The sequence below is a fragment of the Staphylococcus arlettae genome (assembly GCF_025560845.1).
Lineage (GTDB): Bacteria > Bacillota > Bacilli > Staphylococcales > Staphylococcaceae > Staphylococcus > Staphylococcus arlettae.
This window is the reverse complement of sequence record NZ_CP094803.1, coordinates 2,563,223-2,588,294: the sequence shown is the minus strand read 5'-3', so window position 1 is coordinate 2,588,294 and position 25,072 is coordinate 2,563,223. Positions and strand designations below refer to the sequence as shown.

20 protein-coding genes are annotated in these 25,072 nt (G+C 33.4%); 12 read left to right on the top strand and 8 right to left on the bottom strand.

The window, feature by feature from the left end:
- The first annotated feature begins 269 nt into the window (after window positions 1-269).
- The 4 genes from MUA37_RS12710 to rpsR all read left to right on the top strand — a co-directional run bounded on the left by MUA37_RS12710 (window position 270) and on the right by rpsR (window position 12,853).
- Window positions 270-10,829 carry a non-ribosomal peptide synthetase gene (locus MUA37_RS12710; RefSeq protein ID WP_262624687.1) on the top strand — a complete coding sequence of 3,520 codons (10,560 nt, stop codon included), beginning with the start codon at window positions 270-272 and terminating at the stop codon, window positions 10,827-10,829.
- 167 nt (window positions 10,830-10,996) lie between these two features.
- On the top strand, window positions 10,997-11,629 hold the full coding sequence (locus MUA37_RS12705; RefSeq protein WP_002509647.1) for a 4'-phosphopantetheinyl transferase family protein: 633 nt from the start codon (window positions 10,997-10,999) through the stop codon (window positions 11,627-11,629).
- A 12-nt stretch (window positions 11,630-11,641) separates the two neighbouring features.
- Entirely contained in the window at window positions 11,642-12,337 is a 696-nt protein-coding gene (locus MUA37_RS12700; RefSeq protein WP_262624686.1) for a thioesterase II family protein, read from the top strand.
- 273 nt (window positions 12,338-12,610) lie between these two features.
- The gene (gene rpsR, locus MUA37_RS12695) at window positions 12,611-12,853 is read left to right on the top strand and encodes a 30S ribosomal protein S18 (protein WP_002464877.1); all 243 of its coding nucleotides are present in this window, start codon (window positions 12,611-12,613) and stop codon (window positions 12,851-12,853) included.
- Window positions 12,854-12,908: 55 nt separating this feature from the next.
- Here the strand turns inward: rpsR and MUA37_RS12690 are convergent, their stop codons facing one another.
- Window positions 12,909-13,571, bottom strand: coding sequence for an NYN domain-containing protein (locus MUA37_RS12690; protein WP_262624685.1), 663 nt, complete (start codon window positions 13,569-13,571; stop codon window positions 12,909-12,911).
- Window positions 13,572-13,904: 333 nt separating this feature from the next.
- On the opposite strand from MUA37_RS12690, the gene MUA37_RS12685 reads away from it, so the two are divergent.
- On the top strand, window positions 13,905-14,000 hold the full coding sequence (locus MUA37_RS12685; RefSeq protein WP_107373825.1) for a type I toxin-antitoxin system Fst family toxin: 96 nt from the start codon (window positions 13,905-13,907) through the stop codon (window positions 13,998-14,000).
- Between the two features lie 166 nt (window positions 14,001-14,166).
- Here the strand turns inward: MUA37_RS12685 and MUA37_RS12680 are convergent, their stop codons facing one another.
- The 5 genes from MUA37_RS12680 to MUA37_RS12660 form a co-directional block, all read right to left on the bottom strand.
- Entirely contained in the window at window positions 14,167-14,499 is a 333-nt protein-coding gene (locus MUA37_RS12680; protein WP_107389166.1) for a hypothetical protein, read from the bottom strand.
- A gap of 534 nt (window positions 14,500-15,033) precedes the next feature.
- Complete coding sequence (locus MUA37_RS12675) at window positions 15,034-15,492, bottom strand: DUF4188 domain-containing protein (RefSeq protein WP_142020022.1); 459 nt, start codon at window positions 15,490-15,492, stop codon at window positions 15,034-15,036.
- A gap of 5 nt (window positions 15,493-15,497) precedes the next feature.
- The gene (locus MUA37_RS12670) at window positions 15,498-15,956 is read right to left on the bottom strand and encodes a DUF3021 domain-containing protein (RefSeq protein ID WP_204172191.1); all 459 of its coding nucleotides are present in this window, start codon (window positions 15,954-15,956) and stop codon (window positions 15,498-15,500) included.
- Window positions 15,953-16,396, bottom strand: coding sequence for a LytTR family DNA-binding domain-containing protein (locus MUA37_RS12665; protein ID WP_002509640.1), 444 nt, complete (start codon window positions 16,394-16,396; stop codon window positions 15,953-15,955). Before MUA37_RS12665 ends, MUA37_RS12670 begins: the two co-directional genes overlap by 4 nt.
- 363 nt (window positions 16,397-16,759) lie before the next feature.
- Window positions 16,760-17,302, bottom strand: a complete 543-nt coding sequence (locus MUA37_RS12660) for a GNAT family N-acetyltransferase (protein ID WP_107376750.1) — start codon at window positions 17,300-17,302, stop codon at window positions 16,760-16,762.
- A gap of 160 nt (window positions 17,303-17,462) precedes the next feature.
- Here MUA37_RS12660 and MUA37_RS12655 point away from each other — a divergent pair, with 160 nt between their 5' ends.
- From MUA37_RS12655 to MUA37_RS12640, 4 genes are all read left to right on the top strand, one after another.
- The gene (locus MUA37_RS12655) at window positions 17,463-17,990 is read left to right on the top strand and encodes a DNA topology modulation protein (RefSeq protein WP_021459356.1); all 528 of its coding nucleotides are present in this window, start codon (window positions 17,463-17,465) and stop codon (window positions 17,988-17,990) included.
- A 1-nt stretch (window position 17,991) separates the two neighbouring features.
- Window positions 17,992-18,552: an LOG family protein gene (locus tag MUA37_RS12650; protein ID WP_002509637.1), complete on the top strand. Its 561-nt coding sequence runs from the start codon at window positions 17,992-17,994 to the stop codon at window positions 18,550-18,552.
- A gap of 862 nt (window positions 18,553-19,414) precedes the next feature.
- Window positions 19,415-19,948 carry a CHAP domain-containing protein gene (locus tag MUA37_RS12645; protein ID WP_262624684.1) on the top strand — a complete coding sequence of 178 codons (534 nt, stop codon included), beginning with the start codon at window positions 19,415-19,417 and terminating at the stop codon, window positions 19,946-19,948.
- A 1,030-nt stretch (window positions 19,949-20,978) separates the two neighbouring features.
- Complete coding sequence (locus MUA37_RS12640; protein ID WP_021459354.1) at window positions 20,979-21,158, top strand: hypothetical protein; 180 nt, start codon at window positions 20,979-20,981, stop codon at window positions 21,156-21,158.
- A gap of 176 nt (window positions 21,159-21,334) precedes the next feature.
- On the opposite strand, the gene MUA37_RS12635 is transcribed toward MUA37_RS12640, so the two are convergent.
- Window positions 21,335-22,087, bottom strand: coding sequence for a poly-gamma-glutamate hydrolase family protein (locus MUA37_RS12635; RefSeq protein WP_021459353.1), 753 nt, complete (start codon window positions 22,085-22,087; stop codon window positions 21,335-21,337).
- Between the two features lie 239 nt (window positions 22,088-22,326).
- On the opposite strand from MUA37_RS12635, the gene MUA37_RS12630 reads away from it, so the two are divergent.
- On the top strand, window positions 22,327-23,454 hold the full coding sequence (locus MUA37_RS12630; protein ID WP_002509633.1) for an epoxide hydrolase family protein: 1,128 nt from the start codon (window positions 22,327-22,329) through the stop codon (window positions 23,452-23,454).
- A gap of 160 nt (window positions 23,455-23,614) precedes the next feature.
- Here the strand turns inward: MUA37_RS12630 and MUA37_RS12625 are convergent, their stop codons facing one another.
- A complete protein-coding gene (locus tag MUA37_RS12625; protein ID WP_262624683.1) occupies window positions 23,615-23,989 on the bottom strand; it encodes a VOC family protein in 375 nt (124 codons plus the stop codon).
- A 177-nt stretch (window positions 23,990-24,166) separates the two neighbouring features.
- Here MUA37_RS12625 and MUA37_RS12620 point away from each other — a divergent pair, with 177 nt between their 5' ends.
- Together MUA37_RS12620 and MUA37_RS12615 are read left to right on the top strand one after the other, a co-directional pair.
- Window positions 24,167-24,553 (top strand): SRPBCC domain-containing protein, encoded by a 387-nt coding sequence (locus MUA37_RS12620; protein ID WP_262624682.1) that lies wholly within the window; start codon window positions 24,167-24,169, stop codon window positions 24,551-24,553.
- Window positions 24,554-24,574: 21 nt separating this feature from the next.
- Window positions 24,575-24,958 carry a VOC family protein gene (locus tag MUA37_RS12615; protein WP_262624681.1) on the top strand — a complete coding sequence of 128 codons (384 nt, stop codon included), beginning with the start codon at window positions 24,575-24,577 and terminating at the stop codon, window positions 24,956-24,958.
- Window positions 24,959-25,072: the final 114 nt, after the last annotated feature.

Genomic DNA, 25,072 nt, shown 5'->3' with positions numbered 1-25,072 from the left:
ATGAATATTCAGATGGAAAGTTACATATTACATCACTTATAAAACGTGGCTGGAGTTAATAAGTTTTAACACAAATTATATGCAATTTTAATAAAATTAACAAAACATTAATATACAAATATTTTAGAAATTAAAAGTTTTAAAAAATACAAAACAGGATAATTATTATTATATCTTAATGTATTATGTTTTATTAATGATTTGAAAAGATGTTAAAAGAATATTAATATTGAAGATGTATCCAATTGATAGGAGGCTTATTAAAATAGATGGAAACAAAATTATTGTCTTATGCACAAAATGAAATACTACAGATAGAACAGTACTATGAAAACACAAGTATTAACAACATTGCGGGAATTATGCACATGCGTAATGGTCTTGAATATGCAGAAATCAATGCAGCATTTAACGCATTGGTTGAAAGTCATGATAGTTTTCGACTGCAAGTTACACGACATGACGGTGAATATAAACAATATGTTACAGACTTTCAATATCATGACTATCCGTATTTAGATTTCTTCGAAGACGAAGTCGGTTACAATAAATGGCGTAATGAAACAGCGAGAAAAAATATCTTTGAGTTAGATGAACAGTTATTTAAATGCGTCTTACTTAGATTTCCAGAAGGTCATAATGGGCTATTTTTATTACAACACCATTTAATAAGTGATGGTTGGAGTATGACACTTGCTGTGAATTTTTTGATACGAAAGTTAGCGGGCAAAAATACAGAGAAAGATGCACGTGCCTCGTATTTAGATACAATCGCAACTGAAACAAAATATGAACAATCTCCTCGTTTTAATAAAGATAAACAATTTTGGCTAGAAAAGCTTGAAAATTTTGAAAATAATACCCTATTTGAAAAGACAACATTGGATAGTGCAGTAGGTAAGCGTCGAAGCTTTAGCTTATCAAACGCAGACACAAAACGAATTAAAGATTTTTGTGAAAATAATCAAATAAGTATTAGTAATTTATATTCCTCAGTGATGCTTATTTTAAAATATAAACAAACGTTGTCACAGACAAATTCCGTTGGTTTACTCATACATAATAGAGATAGTAAAAAAGAAAAGATTACTACTGGAGTCTATTCAAGAGTATTACCAATGATTGTGGAAGTCGACAAAGATCTATCAATCACAGAGTATCTAAATAAAATAAAACTAGAAACGTTTAATCTACTTAAACATAGAAAATATCCGTATGATTATATTGTCGAAGATAGCGGTAACAAAAAAGGTTTGTTGGATTGCTTCGTGTCTTTCCAAAATACACAATATAATACGGAATTTATTGAAGATGGCTTTTCGGATGAATGGTTAGATTCGGGGACGAATAACGCACCGTTAAGTTTAAATATCAGTAATAGAAGTAGTAAAAATGGTTTGGATATTGATTATGATTACCAAATTGATGCTTTGAATGATCGAGAAGTATGTCAATTGCACGATACTATTCAAAATGTTTTGAATAGTATGATAAATAATCCGGAACAAAAAATTAGTGATATTGAAATTGTGACACCGGAAGAAAAACAACAAATTTTACACACTTTTAATGATACTGCGAGAGCGTTAGATAATAGTCAAACATTTGTAGAACGCTTTGAAAGACAGGTTGCACTAACACCAACGAAAACTGCCATCACTTATGAAGGTACGAGTTTATCATATAATGAGTTAAATGAACGTGCGAACCAGTTGGCAGTAAAATTACGTGATGCCAATATTAAACCCAATGATTTTGTAGGCATTATGACCAATCGATATTTAGAAATGATGATTGGTATTTATGGCATTTTAAAAGCTGGAGGTGCTTATGTACCTATTGATCCGAATAATCCTAGTGAGCGTATTAATTATATTTTAGAGGACAGTCAACCTAAGGTGTTGTTAACGGATCGATCCATCGATGAGGCAATTACTTATAATGGACATGTGATTGATTTAACAACGGATAGTACTTTATCGTCGCTACCAACAGAAAATTTACCCCATGTGACTCAAGTTTCAGACTTAATGTATGTCATTTATACATCTGGTACAACTGGGAAACCTAAAGGCGTGATGGTACCTTATAAAGGTGTAATCAATCGCTTGAATTGGATGATTGATGAGTTTAACGTAAGTGAACAAGAAAAAGTGTTGTTTAAAACACCATTTACATTTGATGTATCCGTTTGGGAAATTTTTGGTTGGGCTATGGTCGGAGGTCAAGCAGTATTATTACCTTCAGGTGAAGAAAGTAATCCGGCAAAAATTACAAAACTTATTGAACAACATGATATTACGATGGTTCACTTTGTGCCATCAATGTTAAGTGTCTTTATTGATTTTATTAAAGCGTCTAACAATGTCGCAGCTATATCTTCAGTGAATAATGTTTTGGCGAGTGGTGAAGCGTTGAAAACTGAACACGTTAATCGTTTCAATGAGCGTATTGGTAGTCCTAATGAGACGTTGCTTATCGATTTATACGGACCAACTGAAACATCTATAGAAGTTATTTATTACCCATGTCACGCCGATAAAATCTATGACACAATACCTATCGGTAAGCCCATTGCCAATATTCAAGCTTTAATTTTGAATGAAGATAATAATTTATTAGGTATTGGTGTAGCAGGCGAGCTGTGTATAGGTGGAGTTGGAGTCACAGATGGTTATTTAAACCGTCCTGAATTAACAGCCGAACAATTTATCGATAATCCTTATGGTGAAGGTAAATTATATCGAACAGGCGATTTAGCTAAATGGAGCGAAGATGGCAATATAGAGTACATCGGACGTATCGATGAACAAGTAAAAATACGTGGTTATCGAATTGAGCTTGGGGAAATCGAAAGTTTATTACGACAAATGGATAATGTATCGGATGTTGCAGTAGTGGCCAAGCCAGTTCAAGGTTCTGAGTTGGCAATTTGTGCTTATTTGGCGTCTGAAGAGGCACTTGATTTTAATAGTACTAAGTCACTTTTAGCGAAAAAGTTACCGGAATATATGATTCCGTCCTACATGATGCAATTAGAACAATTACCAGTAACAGCTAACGGTAAATTAAATAAAAAAGCATTGCCTGACATTAAAATAGAAACAAAAACGTATGTTGCACCATCGACGGATATGGAGGCTGAAATAGCCAAAACTTTTGCTCAAGTGTTGAATGCACCGCAAGTTAGTGTGCAAGATAGTTTCTTTGAAATTGGTGGACATTCTTTAAGAGCAATTAGTGTAATTAATGATATAGAAAGTCGTATGGGTATACGATTACCATTAAAAGCTATCTTTGAACATCCAAGTGTAGCGCAATTAGCCACAGTCGTTGAAGCGCAAGCCAAAGAGACTGCAGGACATGACATTCCACAAGCTACAGACAAACCTTATTATCTGACGTCATCACCACAAAAACGACTTTATGTGTTACATGAGATGACGGATAGTCCAACGGCTTATAATATGCCAAGTATGTTAGAAATACGTGGGGATGTTGATATCACACGTGTACAAGAGGCTTTCCAAACACTGTTTAATAGACACGAAGCGTTAAGAACACATTTTGAGACGATAGACGGCGAACCAGTACAAGTCATTGAAGAACAAGCGACGATTAGCGTAGATTACGAAGTAGCACATACTGAAGATTATGATAGTTTGTTAACGGCTTTTGTACGTCCATTTAATTTAGCACAAGCACCGTTACTGAGAGTGAAAATCGTTAAATGTGCAGAACAGCGTTTTATTTTATTATTTGATATGCATCATATTATTTCTGATGGTTTATCAATTAATATTATCATCAAAGAATTTTCAGCACTTTATCAAGGTTATGCATTAGAAGAATTAAAAGTGCAATACAAAGATTATAGTGAATGGATGCACACACGTGATTTAACGAGTCAACGTACTTATTGGTTAGAACAATTTAAAGAGGAAGCACCCGTTTTAGATTTACCTTATGACCATGCTAGACCGAATAAACAAAATTTTGATGGGCGTTCTATTACAGTGCGTATGCCTGATGAAACACGTAGTGCTATTAGTCAGTTAGCGCAAACAACAGGCAGTACAGATTATATGATTTTACTAACGTCATTCATGGTATTATTACACAAATATAGTCGCCAAGAAGATGTGGTGATCGGTAGTCCAATTTCCGGACGTACACACAAAGATACTGAAAATATGTTAGGGATGTTTGTTAATACATTAGCTATGCGTGGTTATCCTGAACGTAATAAATCCTTTAACCAATTGTTGTCTGAAACGAAAGATGCATCTATAAAAGCGTTTGATAATCAAGAATACCCACTTGAAGCTTTAGTAGATGAAATTGTAGAAAAACGTGATTTAACGCGAAATCCGTTGTTTGATGTCTTATTTACGTTACAAAATAATGAACAACAAAAATTAGAAATCAATAATTGGGCGATTGAACCTAAGGCGGCTACACATACAGATGCGAAGTTTGATTTGAGTATGACTATAGAAGATGGTGAACACTATGATGTGTCATTAGAATATGCGAGTGAATTATTTGAAGAGGCAACGATTCAACGTATGCTTGGGCACTTCTTCGAAATTTTAGGTAATATCACGACAAATCCTGAACAAAAAATTAGTGACATTAACATAGTTACAGAGTCAGAAAAAACGACAATTTTTAATGATTTTAACGACACACAAGTTAACTTAAATAATACACAAACATTTGTCGAACGCTTTGAAGCACAAGTGGCGAAAACACCTGAACAAACTGCAATTATGTATGAAGGCGCAAGCTTAACGTATCGTGAATTAAACGAACGTGCGAATCAATTAGCGCGTGTGTTACGAGCACAAGGTGTAGCAGCAAATCATTTAGTTGGTTTAATGACAAACCGTCGTTTAGAAATGATGATTGGTATATACGGTATTTTGAAAGCTGGTGGTGCTTATGTACCAGTAGATCCTAACTATCCTAGTGATCGTGTGAATTATATTTTAGGAGATAGCCAACCGGACGTCTTATTAACAGATCATAATTTAAACGCTTCGATTGATTATGACCAACAAGTTATTAATTTAACAGATTCAGCCGTATATGAGAACCAAGCCAAAACAAATCTACCACATGCCACTGATGTGACAGACTTAATGTATGTCATTTATACGTCGGGCACAACAGGTAAGCCGAAAGGTGTAATGGTACCATACAAAGGTGTTATGAATCGCCTGAATTGGATGATAGATAAATATCACTTCAGTGCGCATGATACTGTGTTATTTAAAACACCATTTACGTTTGATGTGTCGGTATGGGAAATCTTTGGATGGGCAATGGTTGGCGGTCAAGCTGTACTACTACCTTCAGGTGAAGAAAGTAATCCAGAAAAAATTGCCGCACTCTTAGAACATCATCTCATTACAATGGTGCACTTTGTACCGTCAATGCTTGGGGTCTTTATCGACTTTATTAAAAATACGAATAAGCAACAAGCTATCGCTTCAGTTAATCACGTACTCGCAAGTGGTGAAGCGTTAAAACCAGAACAAGTAAATCAATTTAACACGATTATTGGTACACCAAATAATACTTTGTTACTTGATTTATATGGTCCGACAGAAGCATCAATTGAGGTTATTTATTACCCATGTCATGCTGGACAAACGTATGACACTATTCCAATCGGTAAGCCAATTGCTAACATTCAAGCATATATTATGAATGAAGATAATAACTTAATGGGGATCGGTGTTCCCGGCGAGTTATGTATCGGTGGTGTAGGTGTCACAGATGGTTATTTAAATAGACCTGATTTAACGCAAGAAAAATTTATAGATAATCCATTTGGTGAAGGTAAATTGTACCGTACCGGTGATTTAGCGAAGTGGAGTGCAGAAGGTAATGTTGAATATCTTGGACGTATTGACGAACAAGTAAAAATCCGTGGGTATCGTATTGAACTTGGTGAAATCGAAAGTACTTTAGGTCAAGTCGATGGGATTTCGGATGTGGCTGTCATCGCCAAAGCAGTCGTTGGTGACGAATTATCAATTTGTGCATATCTAGTGTCAGATGATGCGATTGATATAGAAACGATTAAAGCAACACTTGGACAAAAGCTACCAAGTTATATGGTACCGACTTTTATGACGCAACTTGAACAATTGCCTGTAACAGCCAATGGTAAATTAAATAAAAAAGCATTACCAGATATTAAAGTAGAAACAAAGGCTTATGTTGCACCAACAACACCAGAAGAAGCAAGTATCACTCAGGCTTTTGAAACTGTTTTACATTTAGAACAAGTCAGTGTATATGATGATTTCTTTGAAATTGGCGGACATTCATTAAAAGCAATAAGTGTAGTCAATGAAATTGAAAGTCATCTAGGGGTAAGACTGCCACTTAAAGCAATTTTTGAGAATCCTACTGCAGCCCAACTTGCAAAAGTAGTACTCAATAGTAGTGACAAAGCCCATACTCAAGCGATTGCTCCGGCTGAACATAAAGCACATTACTATGCATCATCACCACAAAAACGTTTATATGTGTTAAATGAAATGGTATCTGGTCAAACAGCATACAATATGCCGAGCATTTTAGAAATTCATGGGAACGTTGATGTAGAGCGTGTACAAGAGGCATTCCAAGCGTTAATTGACCGTCATGAATCATTACGCACACATTTCGAAGCGATTGATGGCGAGCCAGTACAAATTATTAATGAGCAAGCAGAAATCGCAGTGGATTATGAAGAAAATGCTAATCCTGATTATGATGCTTTATTAGAGGATTTTGTAAAACCATTTGATTTAGCGCAAGCACCATTGTTACGCGTGAAAATTGTGAAACAAGCAGAGCAGCATTATATTTTACTCTTTGATATGCACCATATTATTTCAGATGGTTTTTCTATTAATTTAATTATGAAAGAATTCTCTGCATTATATCAAAACCAAGCATTAACACCATTGACAGTACAATATAAAGATTATAGTGAGTGGATGCACAATCGCGATATGAGTGCACAACGTGCTTTCTGGTTAGCTCAATTTGAAGAAGAAGCACCAGTACTTGATTTGCCTTATGATCGTGCGCGTCCAAATAAACAAAGCTTTATTGGTGGGACAGTCTCAGTGGATGTGCCAGCGAAAATCACTCAAGACATCCATCAATTAGCACAAGAAACAGGTAGTACTGATTATATGATTTTATTATCATCGTTTATGGTGTTATTACACAAATATAGTCGTCAAGAAGATATCGTCATCGGTAGTCCAATTTCAGGACGGACACATAAGGATACTGAAAGTATGTTAGGAATGTTCGTTAATACGTTAGCAATGCGTGGCTATCCAACACGACAAAAAACATTTAATCAATTATTGGCCGAACTCAAAGAAACGTCGTTACAAGCATTTGATAATCAAGAGTATCCACTTGAAGCGTTGGTAGATGAAATTGTGGAAAACCGTGACTTAACACGTAATCCATTATTCGACGTACTATTCACACTACAAAATAATGACAAACAGAGCATAGACATTGAAGATTGGAACATTGAAACTAAAGAAGCAACAAACACCAATGCGAAATTTGATTTGAATATGACTATCGAAGAAGGCGACACGTATAAAGTGTTATTAGAATACGGTCAAGAGTTGTTTGATGCTGAAACAGTGCAACGTATGCTCGGACATTACATGGAAATCTTAAAAAATGTTACGCAAAATCCACAACTTAATATTGGAGAAATTGAAATTATTACCGCAGCAGAACAAACTGAAATCTTTGAAGTCTTTAATGATACGGCTGAATCGTTGAATAATTCGCAAACGTTTGTAGAACGATTTGAAGCACAAGTGGCACAAACACCACAACAGACGGCAGTTACGTATGAAGGAGAAAGTTTAACGTATAGTGAGTTAAACTCAAGAGCGAATCAACTTGCATATCGTTTACGTGAATTAGGCGTACAGCCAGATGATCTTGTAGGTCTTATGACATATCGCCGTTTAGAGATGATGGTTGGTATTTTCGGTATCTTAAAAGCAGGTGGCGCTTATGTGCCAGTCGATCCAAATTATCCAGTTGAGCGTATTGAGTTCATGTTAGAAGATAGTCAACCAGACATCTTATTAACAGACCATACACTTAATAGTGAATTAGCTTATGATAATACTGTTATTGACCTATTAACTACAGATTTAACTACATTACCAAAAGATAATTTACCGCATGTCACAGATGTGTCGAACCTTATGTATGTAATTTATACATCTGGTACAACTGGCAAACCTAAAGGTGTCCTTGTACCATACGAAGGTGTCCTTAATCGCCTGAATTGGATGATTGATAAATATAATTTCGATGAAAGTGACATTATATTATTCAAAACACCATTTACATTCGACGTATCAGTGTGGGAAATTTTCGGTTGGGCAATGGTTGGTGGCCAAGCTGTACTACTTCCGAGTGGTGAAGAAGTGAATCCAGAGAAGATTATGAACTTAATTCATGATCATCATGTGACGATGGTTCACTTTGTGCCTTCAATGTTAGGTGGCTTTATCGATTACATTAAATCGACGGACAATGTACCTAGCTTAGCATCATTAGAAACATTGTTAGCAACAGGTGAAGCGCTTAAACCTGTACTTGCAAATGAATTTAACACTGTAATTGGAAAAAGAAATAATACATTACTCGTCGACTTGTATGGACCAACAGAAGCATCGATTGAGATGTTACACTATCCTGTCCCTCATGGTAAGACACATGAAGTGATACCAATTGGTAATCCAATTGCAAACGTACACGCACATGTGATAAATGAAGATAATAAGTTGATGGGTATCGGTGTTCCGGGAGAACTATGTATTAGCGGTATCGCTGTAACAAGAGGCTATTTAAATCGCCCTGATTTAACTGCTGAAAAATTCATTGATAATCCATTTGGCGACGGTAAACTTTACCGTACTGGTGACTTAGCAAAATGGCGTGGCGACGGAATGGTGGAATACTTAGGTCGTATGGATGAACAAGTGAAAATCCGTGGCTATCGTATTGAACTGGGAGAAATTGAAAGTGTCTTAGGTAAAATGAGTGCAATTACTAATGTTGCAGTTGTTGCTAAACCAATGGCTGGTTCTGATTTAGCGCTATGTGCGTATCTCGTTGCCGAAGAAACATTAGATTTTGAAGCTATTAAAGTAGCATTAAATCAGCAATTACCAGAATATATGGTGCCAGCTTATATGATGCAATTAGATGCGTTACCAGTAACAGTAAATGGTAAGTTGAATAAGAAAGCATTACCAGAAATTGAAGTCGAAAGTGCTACTTATATTGAACCAAGCAATGATATGGAAACTACAGTCGCTGAAGCGTTTGAAACAGTATTGGACAGAGAACGCGTGAGCATTCAGGACAGTTTCTTTGAAATTGGCGGAGATTCAATTAAAGCTATTAAATTAACGTCGCTACTCTCTAAATCATATAATATTTCTATTAAAGATATTTTCGAATTACAGACCGTTGAAAGTATTAGTAAAGCATTAATCGAACGTGCAGATACTAATATTATGGCTAAATTGAGTGCTTTAAAAGAAGTAACAGTAGAGCATGAACATCGTTTCAGCAGCGACTTTATGAAAGAAGTAAATGACTACAAAGAGAAAAGTGCTCAGCAATATCAAGCTATTGATAAAACTGCGGTTAAACGAGATAAAAAAGTATTGTTAACAGGTGCTACAGGGTACTTTGGTATTCATGTCTTAAAAGATTTACTTGCGCGCACAGATTTTACTATTTATGTCATGGTGCGTAATAGTAATGAGTTAAGTGGTGAATCAAAACTTAACAATAATTGGCAGTATTACTTCAATGCTCAATTGAATTCAGCAGATACTAGTCGTATTCATTTAGTGGAAGGTAATATTGAAGCGGATGGCCTAGGCTTTGCAACGCAAACTTATGATTATTTAGCAAACAACATCGATATTATTATTAATGCTGCAGCTAATGTTAATCACTTTGCCACGGAAGCTTCGTCTTATGACACGAATGTTAATGCAATAAATAATATAGTTGATTTTGCCAAAGACCAAAAACTAAAAGAAATCCATCATATGTCAACGATGTCTATTGCTTCTGGTCATATCGAAGACAAAAAACAAGTGACGTTCTCGGAAGATGATATTGATTTAGGCCAAAAACCGAATAACGTATATTTAGATGGGAAAATTGAAGCTGAAAAACGCTTAGTAGCATATCGTGACGAAGGTGTAGAAACGAATATTTACCGTTTAGGTAATTTACAATGTGATTCTGAAACAGGTATTTTCCAAAAAAATGAAGAAAATAATGCCTTTTATAGTATTATCAAATCATTTAAAAAGTTACAAAAATTCCCTAACTTAGCACATGATGATGTTGATTTCACACCTGTTGATCAAGCAGCACAAGCGTGCAACAAGTTGATTTTAAATAATCAACTACGTAACGAAACGCACCATATTTATAACAATCAATTATTATCATTGAAAACTTTGATGGACGTCTATAACGACAACAATCATCGTATTGATGATATTCAGTGGAATGACTTTATGGATTACTTGATGCAGTGTATCGAACAAGGTGTAATGAGTGATGAAATCAATGACTTCTTATTACACACTGGTATTTTAGATAATACATTGTTTAACAAATCACATTTTGAAATCTTAGATTATAAAACAAACTTCGTGTTAGAACGATTAGATTTCCAATGGAAACCAACTAGTACAGAGACATTAGAGAAAATGATTAACCATCCTAAAAATAATTTTTAACAGTTAGGTAAGTGTTTAATAGTCGTACCATTTAACATGCGATGATTACACTGAAGATTTGAGTTACGTGTCGTTGTAATCATTTATGTAAGAGCATGCCGGAATTCACCAGTTGGATTCTGAGATGCTCTTGCATTTACATAATTTACTTAATGGGATGTGTCAGCATGGACGTAACAATTTACGTATTGAACACGAGTAATGCCGAGTATCAACATAAACAATATCAGCGATGGTACTCTCAACAATTTAAGCACTTTTGTATTGCTCAACATACAGGTTGTAATATGAAAGATATTACTTTGCATCGAGGCGAATATGGTAAACCGTTAATCACTACACCATCCCAATACTACTTTAATACTTCCCATACTAGTGGTTATTCTGTATGTATTGTGAGTGATTATAATGTTGGTGTAGATATCGAGAAAATAGCACCCATTGATTTATCAATTCCAGATAAATATTTTGCTGTAGAAGAAGCCCACTATATTAGAGCAGGTCGCATTGAGCAACAATTACTACGATTTTATGAACTCTGGACATTAAAAGAATGTTATTTAAAGTTAATTGGTACAGGATTGTATAAATCATTAGATTCATTTGCGATTGTGCCAGGCCATAACAACTATAGTATCAAAGATGATATGGCAACTCGGCCTGATCAACTATCAGTCTTTTCTCGGCAATTTAATAGAGATTATAGGTTGTCTATCATTATGGACACAGCAACAGCTAGCACTTTAAATGTCGAAATAACAAATATCACGCCAACATTTAACAAAGATTTTATACTTTAAGGGGTTGAGTATATGGTAAAAACAACATTATTTTGTATTCCATTTGCAGGAGGCAATAAGTCATTATATTATCCATTGAAGGATAAACTCCCAAGTGATATCATCTTAAAACCCTTAGAATTACCTGGTCGAGGTGAACGGTTAATAGAAGAACCATTAGAAGAAATTGAAGATATGGTAGATGATTTAGTAAAACAAATCATGCAAGAACGACCGGAAAAATTTATCATATTGGGTTATAGTTTAGGGACAATTTTAGCTTACGAAATATATTTTAAACTTTCAGAAATAGGTTATACGGCACCACGACATATGATTTTATGTGCATGTGAGCCAATAGGTTATACAGAGCGCAATAATAACATTGAGCATATGAATGATCTAGAATTTAAACGCTTCATCCAAAATAAAGGTGGGACACCGGAAGAAGTGCTAAATCATGAGGAGTTATGGGTTTTAGTGAAGCCATCACTAAAAAATGACTTTTTAGCTATTGATAATTACCACAATAGTCAACATGAAGACAAAGTAGAGACGACATTGTCTGTATTTGTCGGTGAAAACGATGATATAGCAACTGACACTGTCTATAAATGGTCGGAATTGACGGAAGCCGCAGTAGATTACAAATTTTTCCATGGGGACCACTTCTTTATTAATAATTCGTATGATCAACTGAGCGAGGAAATTAAAGCGCTTATTAATTAACTTCGCATTGATAAATGTAATTACCATAAAAATCTACTATCATTTATATTTTCCAATACAACGTATTGACAAATGACAGGCTATTTTATATTATTGATAGTGCACATATACACACACACAAGATTTTGCCGATACTTCACACATATCTATAAAAAATCTTTTAATAATAATAGAAATGATAACTAACAATCACAACACACACATAGTGATTGATAAACATTCTAATAATTGAGCGTATAAAAAACAAATTATCGTAAAAGGAGGCAGTTAACCATGGCAGGTGGACCAAGAAGAGGCGGACGTCGTCGTAAAAAAGTTTGTTATTTCACAGCAAATGGTATTACACACATCGACTATAAAGACACAGAATTATTAAAACGTTTTATTTCTGAGCGTGGTAAAATTTTACCTCGTCGTGTAACAGGCACTTCAGCTAAATATCAACGTATGTTGACTATCGCTATCAAACGTGCTCGTCATATGGCATTATTACCATATGTTAAAGAAGAACAATAATAAATATTGTATCTGCAAAACCCTCTAGTAAACAGACTAGAGGGTTTTTGGTGTTTTATTTGGAGATTTTATCTATTACATCATTGTTGGATAAGTCTAATATAAAATCCGAATGTTTTAATAAATCGTTATTTATTTTTTTGGTGCCTATTTTAACTAGTTTAATTTGAATACCATCTCTTCTTGCTTGTTTTAATGCAGGGATAAAATCAGCATCTCCAGTAACCATATATATTCTATCTACTATATTGTTATTTGATAGCCAGGCAACATCTAAACCAATCTTTATATCTACACCTTTTTGTTGGAAATCAGGTGTGAAATCATCATCACTTAACTTTGAAGTGTCTTTAATTATACCTTTTCTAATTTTTTCTAGAACTGGAATTTTTAGTTTCCAACCTCTAAAGAAAGTGTCCCCAAGCCTCATAGCAACAAAATCTTTGTTTGATAATTCGGTGATAAGGTTACTGGAATATTTATTAATTTGAGATTCTGAAAAATTTATTTTATCTTTTGAAATGGGTTTGTCTACAGTTTGTTTATTTGGGCTACCTTGATAATAAAAAATTCTAAAAAGTTCTTCGTCATTTGAATTAATAAGATTAGTTAAAAAATTATATTGATCTTCTAGGTTTGGATATTGTGTAGAAGATTGTGCATCTCTTATTCTATGTAATAAAAATTGTCCATCAACTATTATTGCTACTTTTTTCATGACTATCCCCTTTTATAAAAAAGCCCTGCCCAAGTATATTAAATGGCAGAGCTACAGGTATTTTAGTATTTTTATAGGTCTGTATTCGTGACCTTATGCTAAATATAATACATCTCAGTTTAAATATAGTCAATTCTAACTATCAATCTTTTCTAACTTCTTTATCATATCCCTACGGTATCATTATCTTCTTTATTATCATTTCCAATTAGTGAACTGTCCAAAATTTGGAAACCATTCTTGAGTACATATGCGTAACAACTCACAGGTGATATAATAATGAAGTCGCCTATTCCTCAGGCGTCAAGTTGACGTAGAGAGGAGGTGTATAAAGTGATACTTATTTTCGTTCACATCATAGGGCCAGTCATTAGTGGCTGTGCCATCGCGTACTTTACTTATTGGCTAAGTAAACGCAATAAAAACTAGGCGACCTTAAGCCACACCAACAAAAATCCCCTCACTATGACAGTAGTGAGGGGATTGGTGTATAAGTGAATACTTATTTTCGTTACGCATATTATAACACCATAGTGGATGGGAATGCAAAAATAGTTAACTGAGATATTTCTGTATTTCTTAATTAGCCTTATACCTAATATGATTTTGTTTCTTTTTCACTACAATTACTCTTCTTAGTTAAGATTTTCTTTGATAAGTACATATAAGCAGTTAACATTAGAAAAGCTACAAAGAAAATAGTAATAGCAAGTGCAATTGTGAAGTTATTAATAAACTTAACTATAACTATCAAAACAAAACCAATAGATATAAAATCAATAAAACTATGTATTTGAACTTTTCCTTTTTTATAATACTTAGGAATATCTTCTTCAAAACCAAAATAAATATTGATTAGTATATCGTATGTAGCTTTCATTGAAGTACCAAAGAATAATGTTGCTAGTGTTAATACTAAAGGGTTCATATATTCCACATCATTAGGTAAATTATCTATGTAATTATAAACAAAAAAATATAGTATAAATACTAGAATAAAAAAAGCCCAATTGAATACACTTATAACTTTCTTCTCCTTATTCTTTTCCGTATTACTCATATGTATATCTACCTCTCTATATAATTAAGTTAATTAGTATTATACATATTCATATACTTGCTATCACGTAACTCTAAAAAAATATAATAGATATAGTATAGTTTTCACCTATCTTATCTCTTAACATTTAACTATAGAGTATACTCCCAATGTAAATAGGACTATACAAAAAGTAACAACACCTGCAATTATTATAACACTTGATGTGAAGAGCCCTAGAAAGAAAAATGATTTATTACAATGTATTAGTAGAATAAAAATTTTGTACTGGCACTTTAATAAATCTATACATAGTATTACACCTCTCACGTTACAGATAATGTGAGAGGTGTAATCAAATATGAAAAGATCAAATTCGTATTTTTAAAACTACAAACATTAGCATATTTAATTAAAATAGCATCATGATTTCAATCTTTGTTTGGCTGAATGTATGTGTTTATTTACTTTTACTGGCTGTTCAACTTTTCCTAAACCAAAGTCTGGCATATTAATATAAATATTTTCATATGCTTGAGCTTTGACGTTATACGTTTCATGATAAAATCCAACAGCATCATTATTTTGAGTACGTTTCATAAATTTTTTCCAAGCTTTAAGATGATTGGGCATTTTTGAATAGGCGAGTAGCTTGTCATTCGATTCCCAATATTGCACTACTATATTTCCACGATATTTAAAAAACATTTCGAAAGATAAGCACCCCAGTGATTTATCACTCATTAATTCTTTCATCATTGGTGGCATAGCTAAAAAGACTGGTAGCCATTTGTGAACTGCGAACCATTTGTTGACACGCATGCCTATAAGAAATACAGTTACATCTTTATGCGGTAAAACAGTGTATCTACCATTATTCATACTAATCAGTCCTTTGCTTTTTTTAGTTGTTTATTAATAGCTTCAATATCTTTTTGATTTTTAGTATTAAGTATTTTCCAAATCACTACATAAATAATCACAAATATTATAATAAATATGACGATTGCCGAGATTTTGAAAGGAAACCAACCAGCTAGTATTGCTAAAGGAAAGAAGATAAAAAGCATGATGATAAAGTGAAGCATGGTGGTTTTTACTCGTGTATATCGCAAATGTGAAAAGACTAAACTGCTCGTGCTGAAAGTAATACCTAACAATATCCAAATCACTACAGCTATAATAAATGTTTGGATTTCAGTTAAGTGTTCATTGTAGATTTCCCCCATAAAAGAATGCGGATTGACTGGGTCATAGCTACCATCAGCAAAGATCAGTGAAAATATTATAGAGATTAAAACCCCTAGTGCAATGCCCATAGTACTTCCCATCAATAAACGTTTCATAATTTTAATGCCTCCTTAATAGACTTTAAATATCTTCTGGAAGAATACGTAGAGTCATTGTTGGTAAATATAATTTCGATAATGCCGTTTTTATTTAAAACTAAGTGATCGATAAACATTGTATTGATAATTTCAGATTTAGATATTTGTAAAAAATGACTTGCTAAATGTTCTTTAACTTTATAAAGTCGTTCATTTAAAATAAAAGTACCTTTTAATGTATAAATTTTTAATAACCTATTTTCAAAACGAAAACTATATATATCGTGTTGCGCAATAAAATAAATATCATTGTTGAGATCACGAACTTGGTAACTTGGCTGATTATAAAAATCATTAATGAGAGTCAATAATTTATCGATATCATGGTTGTGTTTATTACATGTAATGAGCAATTCATCGTGTGTCATTTGTTCACTATAGTCAACTTGAATTTTCAATTCCGTCCCCCCTTAAAGTAAGTTAATCAAATTTATAACAAAATTACTATAGCAATTGAACAAGTGGTGCACTATACAAGCTAAGTGGTATGGTGATGTAGTTCTGATTCATTGTGTAGTGGTTAACAATAGTACGTAATTAAAAGTATGAGGTTCGTACATATGAGTAGCTAAAATGTAATGGTGACAAGTTGTACGATAAAAGTGGATTGTGTGAAAAAACACGATATAAATAATGGCGTCGCTTTTAAATAAGGTGTAGACAATAAAGAATATTTCCCAAGAAATAACAAAAGCTACACCTAAGCATAGTGTTATAACTAGGTGTAGCTGCTTGTGCTCACAATATCAGAAGGGTACATTTTAGCGATTGTATTCACTACGCAGTAAACTGAAAACATAGCTATCTGAATATGAGCCGTTTAATTTTTCATTTTGTCTTAATATGCCTTCTTGTGTAAAACCAAGTTTTTTAGGAATGTTTTGGCTTTTCGTGTTTCGTGTTGCAGTACTGATTTCAATACGATTAAGCTTTAATTCTGTAAAACAATAATCTATTAAAAATTGTGTGCATTCAGTCATGATACCTAACTTTTGGTAGTCTTGATGTAGGTAATAACCAATTGAGGTAGTTTCATTTAACCAATTTATATAATGTAAACCGATGACACCTACTAATTTATCGTTATACCAAATGCCACAATGAAAGCCATCATGTGCAACGAATTGTTGTAATGCTGATTTAATAAATTGTTTCGTATCATCACTGCTTTTCGTTAAATTAACAAATGGTAACCATTCAGCCAAGTATGTACGAGATTCATCGACGACATTAAATAAAGCTTGAGTGTCGGATTCTTCTAATATTTTTAAACTTAATTGCTTATTAATATATGTTTTGAACATTGTACCCCTCATTTCATCTGCATTGTATTGTTTCAGTTTACACTAAATTGCTATAGTGGTGAACAGGAGTAGGTGTAATTTGGATAAATTAAAAATTGTGAACATATAGGTACTCATGTACAATTAATTTCAAATCCAGTATACATAGAGGGTGATGTTAATGAAAAAAGTTGTTGTTATGGGTTCTTCTGGTTCAGGAAAATCTACTTTGTGTCGCACATTAGCTAGCGAATTGCAATTACCGCTATATCACTTAGATGTGCTTTTTTGGAAGCCTCAATGGATAATGACAAGTGAGGATGAACAAGAAGAAATATTACAAAACATCATACCCAAACAATCATGGATTATAGATGGTAGTTATAGTGCTTGTTTAGCAGAGCGACTAAGCGCAGCAGATACTGTTATTTTTTTAGATTTGCCTCGTAAAATTTGCCTTTTTAGAATAGCTAAAAGATTATTGCAAAATTTAGGCAAGACACGAAAAGATATGGGTGAAGGATGTAAAGAAAGATTTAATCTAGAGTTTATTAAGTACATTTGGGATTATCCAAAAAAGCGTAAACCGTACATTTTAAACACAATAAAGCAAACAGTAAATCAGCAAAATGTCCATATTTTAACGAGTCCAGCTGCAGTTAAAGCGTTTATAGTTGCTAAGAAAATTGAGAATGAGAGGGAGAATTAACATGAATATCGTCGTTTATTGTGGTGCGAGTAAAGGAAACAAACAAGAATATGAAGACAGTGCGGTTCGATTAGGCGAATGGATAGCTAAAAATAATCACACTTTAGTATTTGGAGGGGGCAATGCAGGCTTAATGGGTACTGTAGCCAATACAGTAATACAACATCACGGCAAGACAATTGGAGTTATGCCTACATTTTTACAAGAGCGAGAATTAGCACATGATCAATTAGATGAACTTATTATTGTAGACAGTATGTCAGTAAGAAAAGAAACGATGTTAGCAAAAGGAGATGTTTGTATTGCCTTACCCGGAGGCCCAGGTACATTAGAAGAAATTACAGAAGTCGTTTCATGGACAAGAGTAGGCCAGAATAACAATCCTTGTATTTTCTTTAACACTGATAATTATTACGATTTGATCCAACAATTCTACGATCAAATGGTTACGAACGCATTTTTAACACAAGAAGATAGGGATAAGATTTTATTTTCTGATGCTTTTGATGAAATTGAAGACTTTATTGCGAATTATAAATCGCCGACAGTAAGAACGTACTAGCTATAGTAAACAATTTTGAATGAAAGTTTTACTGTGAAATTAACAGACATCATTTTACTTTTGGCACACTAATTATTACTGTTTGTTGGTGGAACGTTTACAATCAACAGAATATCCAGTATTTTTAAAGTTACAATTGATCAGCGTGCTGTTCAATTGTGTGTATCTCTTTTTTATATTGTACGTATTTTTAATAGTCTGAGCACTCTGAAGAGAATGCTCTCAAAACGTAAACAAACCCTTCGCTAATTAATGCGAAGGGTTTATTTGATAGCGAATAAACTTTGAATAAATAATCTGGGCAGTACTTTTGGCAGACTCCTACGGAAATAGCACTCACCGAAGTCTACAGGATAAGGCAGTGCCCGTGGAAAAGCGTGCACCAAAAAACTGACAACAAAGTCGAAAATTGACTGTGAGCACCTTGAAAAGAGTGTTCTTATTTTATTAATCTTTTTAATAAAACTTTACGAAAATGAAAACTAAGTGACATTAAAACATTTTAACATATATGATATATTAAAAATTGAATAGACAACTATTTATTTGTTTTAACAATATGATTGAATGACACTATTACAAGGAAAAGAGAACTACTTTTACGTCTTTAATGTGTGGTCATTTAATTTAAAAGTGATTAGAATACGCTTTGTCTATCACTATTACAAACAAAAAATAAAGTGCTAATAAAATTTTATTTGGTAACGTATTAAATTCATTACATATAGGTATAAAAACGTAATATAGTTTTATACTCATGTAATAGTGTAGCTTATGTCACTGTGTTATGGTTTATTAGGAATTTAGTTAATAAAAAAATAAACAATTAATTATAAAATTATTTATTTGAAAGGAAACTATTATGACTAAGGTTGTTACATATACATGTCTATTGATTGCTGTAATGTTAGTGTACGTCGTTGTGCAGAGTAATGGTAATACTGCAAAAGCAACAGCAAAAGTAACACATACAGAAGCAATGGACTATGCGGAATCATTAGAAGGAAAAGGCTGGGACTATGACAATGAATATGGTTGGCAATGTTTTGATTTAGTAAACATGCAATGGGATTATTTGTTTGGTCATGGCTTGGAAGGGGATTATGCTAAAGACATCCCAATGGAAAATAATTTTGATGGTGAAGCAACAGTACATAAAAGTACAGAAGGGTTTAAAGCACAAAAAGGCGATATCGTAGTTTTTAATGAAAATTACGGTGGGGGCGCTGGTCACACGGCAATTGTCACAAATGGTAATGAAGATGGTAACTATCAAAAGTTTGAATCTTTAGATCAAAACTGGGAAGGCAAAGGTGCTGAAAAAGAAGAAGTCGCACATAGAGTAGTTCATGATTATGAAAGTGAAATGTGGTTTATTCGCCCGGAATATAAATAATAAAAGGGTTAATGACAAAATTAAGTTAATGATTTTATTTAGGAAAATTTTAAATTTAATTGATCATTTACTTGACTTTACATTAAATTAAATATAGACAATAATTCTATCTATTTTTGGGGCGAGTGCTATCTAGTACTCGTCCTTTTTTATGCGTATTACTATCTAAAGACGCATGATTGAACTAAGTTTGATATAGTTATAGTCATCGTTATTTTGTGGTGCTACATAGTATTAATCATTGAATAAATTGTGTGAATTTTATTAAGAATCAGAAATTAAGTTGCACAATTCATAAGTGTAAGTTTATAATTAACAAGAGGTCTATAAGTGTAATAGGCCTCACTGCTCAGACAACAACCGGGGTAAGTATATAATTTTATATACTTACCTCTTCTATGTTAGCTATAAAACAGAAAAGTTTCTCAAAATATAAAAATAAAGTTATTGTATTGTGTTGTTATTTTTGCTATGCTTAACTTTGAAGATACACATTAGTTGTATTTTCGCCCTTTTGGCCGCCTTCGGGTGGCTTTTTTTATTTGTAACAAAAAATAATTGTATATATATCAAAAAAAGCGTTGCAAAAGTAAGTTTGCAATATATATAATATTGTTAGAATCAGTTTTTTGAATACTCTCTCTTTTCACTGATTCTAATAACAAACTATTGTAAGTCTTGGGGCAGGTACAAGAGTGCTTGCCTTTTTAGTTATAGGAGTAGATTGAGATGAAGAGCTATATGTATAGTATTCTTAAAAGTATAGTTTTGGCATTATGTATTTTTCTATTCATGATAGTAATTTGTGGTATAGAGGATTGGCTAGGTATTACTATTTTTTCTATACTAATAATGATTACCAGTTGTATATCAAATATTGTGGAAGCTAAACATAAAAGCAAACATAATTAGAGGATAGAAATGACAGACGCGATGGCGTCTTTTTTTAATTTTGGTGAAAAGTTAATGATTAAAAGTGAGCGGGTATAGTATGATTGACTAAGAAATGTAAATTAAGGAGAGGAATTATATGTTGATAACAGCAATAGTTTTCATCATTGTGGGGCTGATTTTATTAATCGTAGGTAAAAAAACCTCTCAACAAAGATCAGGTAAAAAACAAAGTTTCATCAGTTTTGGGGTAGTCTGTATTGTACTTGGTGTTTTCGCACTTGTAGGACAAATTATTAATGTTACTTTGGATAAGTAGTATGAATTATGAAGCGTCCGGGATATAAACAGCTCTGATTATAAAATAAACCTTACACTAGGCAAGCATGAACAATTAAAATCATAAAATTAACTATAAGCGGACCAATCCTTAATATAGATTGGTCCGCTTATTTTGAGTATAGGGATTTATGTCCTGTGCTCTTTTATAGTTAATTATTTTTTAGCTTGCTCGCCAGCTTTAATGCCTTGGCTTACGGCTTCAGCAAAATCATACATGTCCTGTCGATAATTGTTAGTGTTTTCGCGAGACTCTAAATCGGTATCATCGTCTTCAAAGAAAGATTCCCGCAACCCTTTGGAAATTTCTAATTGCACGCCAGATTTCGATTCATTTTTATTAATGATATTATCGCCGGAATTACCATTTATCATCTCCGGACTATGCGTTGCATTAAAACCTTTGTCTTCTAATTCTTGCTTTATTGCTTTGGCCATTTTTGTATCTTTGCCACCAACGTAAACAATTTCTTTACTTTCATCAACGCCGTGAATAGATATAGCCTCTTCTGATTTTTCAATAATATCAAGTAGTTTGGGTTCATCAAAATTCGTAGAAGTTATGTGTAAGCTTCGATTGTTTGAAGGTAGTAATCCTTCAAAACTGTAGAGTCCAAAGCTTCCTTTTTTGGCAATTAATTTCGCTAGTTCTGAAGTTCCTGGTTCTATACTGCCACCATGAATAGCGGTTATTAAAATATTGTCATCTGTGTCTTTGACATTGATTTGCCAATCTTTACCTTCTTTTGTGTCAGCTTTTAAAGCTGCAAAGTTATCATAAATATCGTTATTATTAGTGTTTTGTTGTTTCGTAATATAAAACCAATATAAGCCACTTAAAAATACTACAATAATAATAAATAGAATTACATAATACAATTTGCCATATAATTTCTTAAAGTGTTTCATACTAACTCCTTTAATCATACAATCCCATAGTGTTTATTACACTATGCAAACTGTATTTTACAATATCAAGCAAGTTATTACCATTTCTAGTTCTTAAAGGGGTATAAATAAAATATAAATATAATTCAATAATTAGGGAATAAGCAACTAATTAAACAGTTACATAATTAAATATAAATGTTGTTGCTAGTGAATAAAGTGATAGTACTTACGAAAATGATAAGAGGGTGGGATGAAAGATGAAAAGAATTTCCATTAATTTTTCTAAGGCTCACAAGAATTTATTACGTGCTAAGCTAGAATATGCTAAATGGCCTGTGCAGTTAGATGAGGACATTAATAATGGTATTTCTATTGAGCAAGTCAAGGAACTCACAGATTATTGGTTGAATGTATATGATTGGTCGAGTTTAGAGCGTCATTTAAATCAGTTTAATCATTATGAAACAGAAGTAGCAGGACAGCATCTGCATTTTATTTATGAACATGGTAAAACCGAACGTCGTATTCCATTGTTATTATTACATGGTTGGCCAGATAGTATTTTACGCTATACGAAAGTGATTGATAGTTTGACTCAAGGCTTTACGCTTAATGGTGAAAAAGTATCTTATGATGTCATTATCCCTTCATTACCAGGGTTTGGCTTTTCTAAATTCCAACATGGTGTAAGCAATGAAGAGATTGCTGAAATTTTAGTACAACTGATGAAACAAGCAGTGGGGGATCGTCCTTTTATAATATCTGGTGGAGATGTAGGTTCAAGTGTCGCACGATATATGGCTTCACAAAGTCCACAAGCGTTGTTAGGACTACATTTAACTGATGTAGGAATCATACGACCATTATTGAAGAAAACACATAGTCTTTCATTAGAAGAGGCTGATTACCAAGAACGTGCGCAAACGTTTTTTGAAACTGAAACAGGCTATATGGAAATTCAAGCGACTAAACCACAAACACTATCATTTGGTATTTCAGATTCTCCTGTGGGTTTGTTGGCTTGGTTAGGTGAAAAATATTGGGCATGGAGTGGTAAAGATCAAAATGGAGACAGTTTACTTTCACCGGAAGACATGATTCACCTTGTGTATTTATATTGGGAGACGAATTGTGCTGCTACAGCTGCCAATGTTTATTTGGAAAATGCGACTAAATTATTACCATTAGCGAACTTAACTGTGGCGACCGGTATTTCATTATTTGAACAAGATGTCATGTTACCGCCGACGACTTATGTGAAAGAACATTATAATTTGACATACTTACACGAAGTAGCACAAGGTGGACATTTCACTGCAATGGAAGTACCTAAACTTTTTGTGAATGAAATTATGGCATTTACTCGGACTGTATGGACAGAATAGCAAAAGACCTTGAGTCAATTTTCTTTCTTAAGCGCACTATTAATATATAAATGAACGCTCAAGTGTTTTATACTACTGAGCGTTCAATTGTTGGGATTAAGTTGTGTAGCTAAGTAAAAGTACAATGATTATTTAACTCGTGGCATTGCTTGCTCAATTATTAATTATCTTTAACAGAAAAATAGTTATCTTCATAGTCTGAGAAGTTGAATACTCTTCCCATAGGTAATGTCATTATTTCACCTACATTAACCCCTTGTTCTGTTAGCGATTGATAGAGATGGTCAAAGTCATTTGTAGAAAAAATTAATGACGGTGTCGTTGTACTGACTCCCATATCCATGGCATCAACTTTCGCTTTGTCTTGTAAGACAACGAGCGTTTGTGCTTGTGTGCTTGGTCGTAATTTGACTACACGCATCTCCATTTCTTCTGTATCTTCAACTATGCTGAAATTTAAATGTTCAGTCCAAAATTGTATCGCTTTATCATGATCGTAAACATAAACCATTATTTCTGCTACGTGGTTCATCATTGCAACATCTCCTCTAATAATGTTGTTTTAATACAATGTAAGTATACCCATTAGTTTTCTGTGGTACTCATGAGACTGATACAGAGTAATGTTTGAGTTAAGATAAAAACGTTAATAACTTATACTGTGTAAATAACTCTTAACAGATTGGGGAATTTTATAGATATTGTAACGAAAATGACGATTGCTGCACCTGCAGAACGTATTTTTGAAGCGTTTGTGGATAAGGATGAAATTGGAGGATTTTGGTTTTCTTCTAGCTCAGAGTCGTGGTCAGAAGGAAAAGAAATAACGTTAATATATGCAGAGTATAACGCTGAAGTAACTATCAATATTAAGGAGTTAGTACCTAATCAATATATTACATTTACTTGGGGCGACAAAACTGTAACGATTACTTTTACCGAACAAGATGGTGCAACATTAGTAACAACTACGGAAAATGGTTTTGATTCGGATGAACTAGAGGTTATGTTAGGGCAAAAGGAAGGATGGGTTTACATGTTAAGTTGCTTAAAAGCATATATAGAACATGGCGTTAAAATTAGAGCGGTATTACAGTAAGAATAAAGGAGTTAGTTAAACATGAAAATTGTAGCAACAAGTATTTTTGTAGAAGACCAAGAACGAGCACGTGATTTTTATACCGAAAAATTAGGATTTGAATTGAAACATGATATGGATATGGGCGATGCTAAATGGTTAACTGTGACTGAACCCAATAGTGACAATCCAGTAGAAATTGTTTTAGAACCTAATGCGCATCCTGTCGCGAAAAACTACCAATTAGGTTTGTTTAATGACGGCATTCCAGTTACGATGTTTGCGACTTCTAATCTAGCTGAAGAGTATGAGGCATTAGTAGCAAGAGGTGTGCAATTTACTACTGAGCCTAAAGAAGTTGAGGGTATTAATCTAGCAGTTTTTGATGATACATGTGGCAACTTAATTCAATTAATTGAACAATAAAAAGAGTTAGAGACATTCAGAGCTCTGACTAAAAAATTAACGCCAATTTCTAGCGCGATAAACTAGAAATTGGCGTTTTCTTTATTCGGAATTACAATAGCAATTTACTTCGAT

Coding starts and splice junctions, on each gene's coding strand:
- MUA37_RS12710 (WP_262624687.1), top strand. CDS start 270: ATGGAAACAAAATTATTGTCTTATGCACAAAATGAAATACTACAGATA.
- MUA37_RS12705 (WP_002509647.1), top strand. CDS start 10,997: ATGGACGTAACAATTTACGTATTGAACACGAGTAATGCCGAGTATCAA.
- MUA37_RS12700 (WP_262624686.1), top strand. CDS start 11,642: ATGGTAAAAACAACATTATTTTGTATTCCATTTGCAGGAGGCAATAAG.
- rpsR (WP_002464877.1), top strand. CDS start 12,611: ATGGCAGGTGGACCAAGAAGAGGCGGACGTCGTCGTAAAAAAGTTTGT.
- MUA37_RS12690 (WP_262624685.1), bottom strand. CDS start 13,571: ATGAAAAAAGTAGCAATAATAGTTGATGGACAATTTTTATTACATAGA.
- MUA37_RS12680 (WP_107389166.1), bottom strand. CDS start 14,499: ATGAACCCTTTAGTATTAACACTAGCAACATTATTCTTTGGTACTTCA.
- MUA37_RS12675 (WP_142020022.1), bottom strand. CDS start 15,492: ATGAATAATGGTAGATACACTGTTTTACCGCATAAAGATGTAACTGTA.
- MUA37_RS12670 (WP_204172191.1), bottom strand. CDS start 15,956: ATGAAACGTTTATTGATGGGAAGTACTATGGGCATTGCACTAGGGGTT.
- MUA37_RS12660 (WP_107376750.1), bottom strand. CDS start 17,302: ATGTTCAAAACATATATTAATAAGCAATTAAGTTTAAAAATATTAGAA.
- MUA37_RS12655 (WP_021459356.1), top strand. CDS start 17,463: ATGAAAAAAGTTGTTGTTATGGGTTCTTCTGGTTCAGGAAAATCTACT.
- MUA37_RS12650 (WP_002509637.1), top strand. CDS start 17,992: ATGAATATCGTCGTTTATTGTGGTGCGAGTAAAGGAAACAAACAAGAA.
- MUA37_RS12645 (WP_262624684.1), top strand. CDS start 19,415: ATGACTAAGGTTGTTACATATACATGTCTATTGATTGCTGTAATGTTA.
- MUA37_RS12640 (WP_021459354.1), top strand. CDS start 20,979: ATGTTGATAACAGCAATAGTTTTCATCATTGTGGGGCTGATTTTATTA.
- MUA37_RS12635 (WP_021459353.1), bottom strand. CDS start 22,087: ATGAAACACTTTAAGAAATTATATGGCAAATTGTATTATGTAATTCTA.
- MUA37_RS12630 (WP_002509633.1), top strand. CDS start 22,327: ATGAAAAGAATTTCCATTAATTTTTCTAAGGCTCACAAGAATTTATTA.
- MUA37_RS12625 (WP_262624683.1), bottom strand. CDS start 23,989: ATGATGAACCACGTAGCAGAAATAATGGTTTATGTTTACGATCATGAT.
- MUA37_RS12620 (WP_262624682.1), top strand. CDS start 24,167: ATGACGATTGCTGCACCTGCAGAACGTATTTTTGAAGCGTTTGTGGAT.
- MUA37_RS12615 (WP_262624681.1), top strand. CDS start 24,575: ATGAAAATTGTAGCAACAAGTATTTTTGTAGAAGACCAAGAACGAGCA.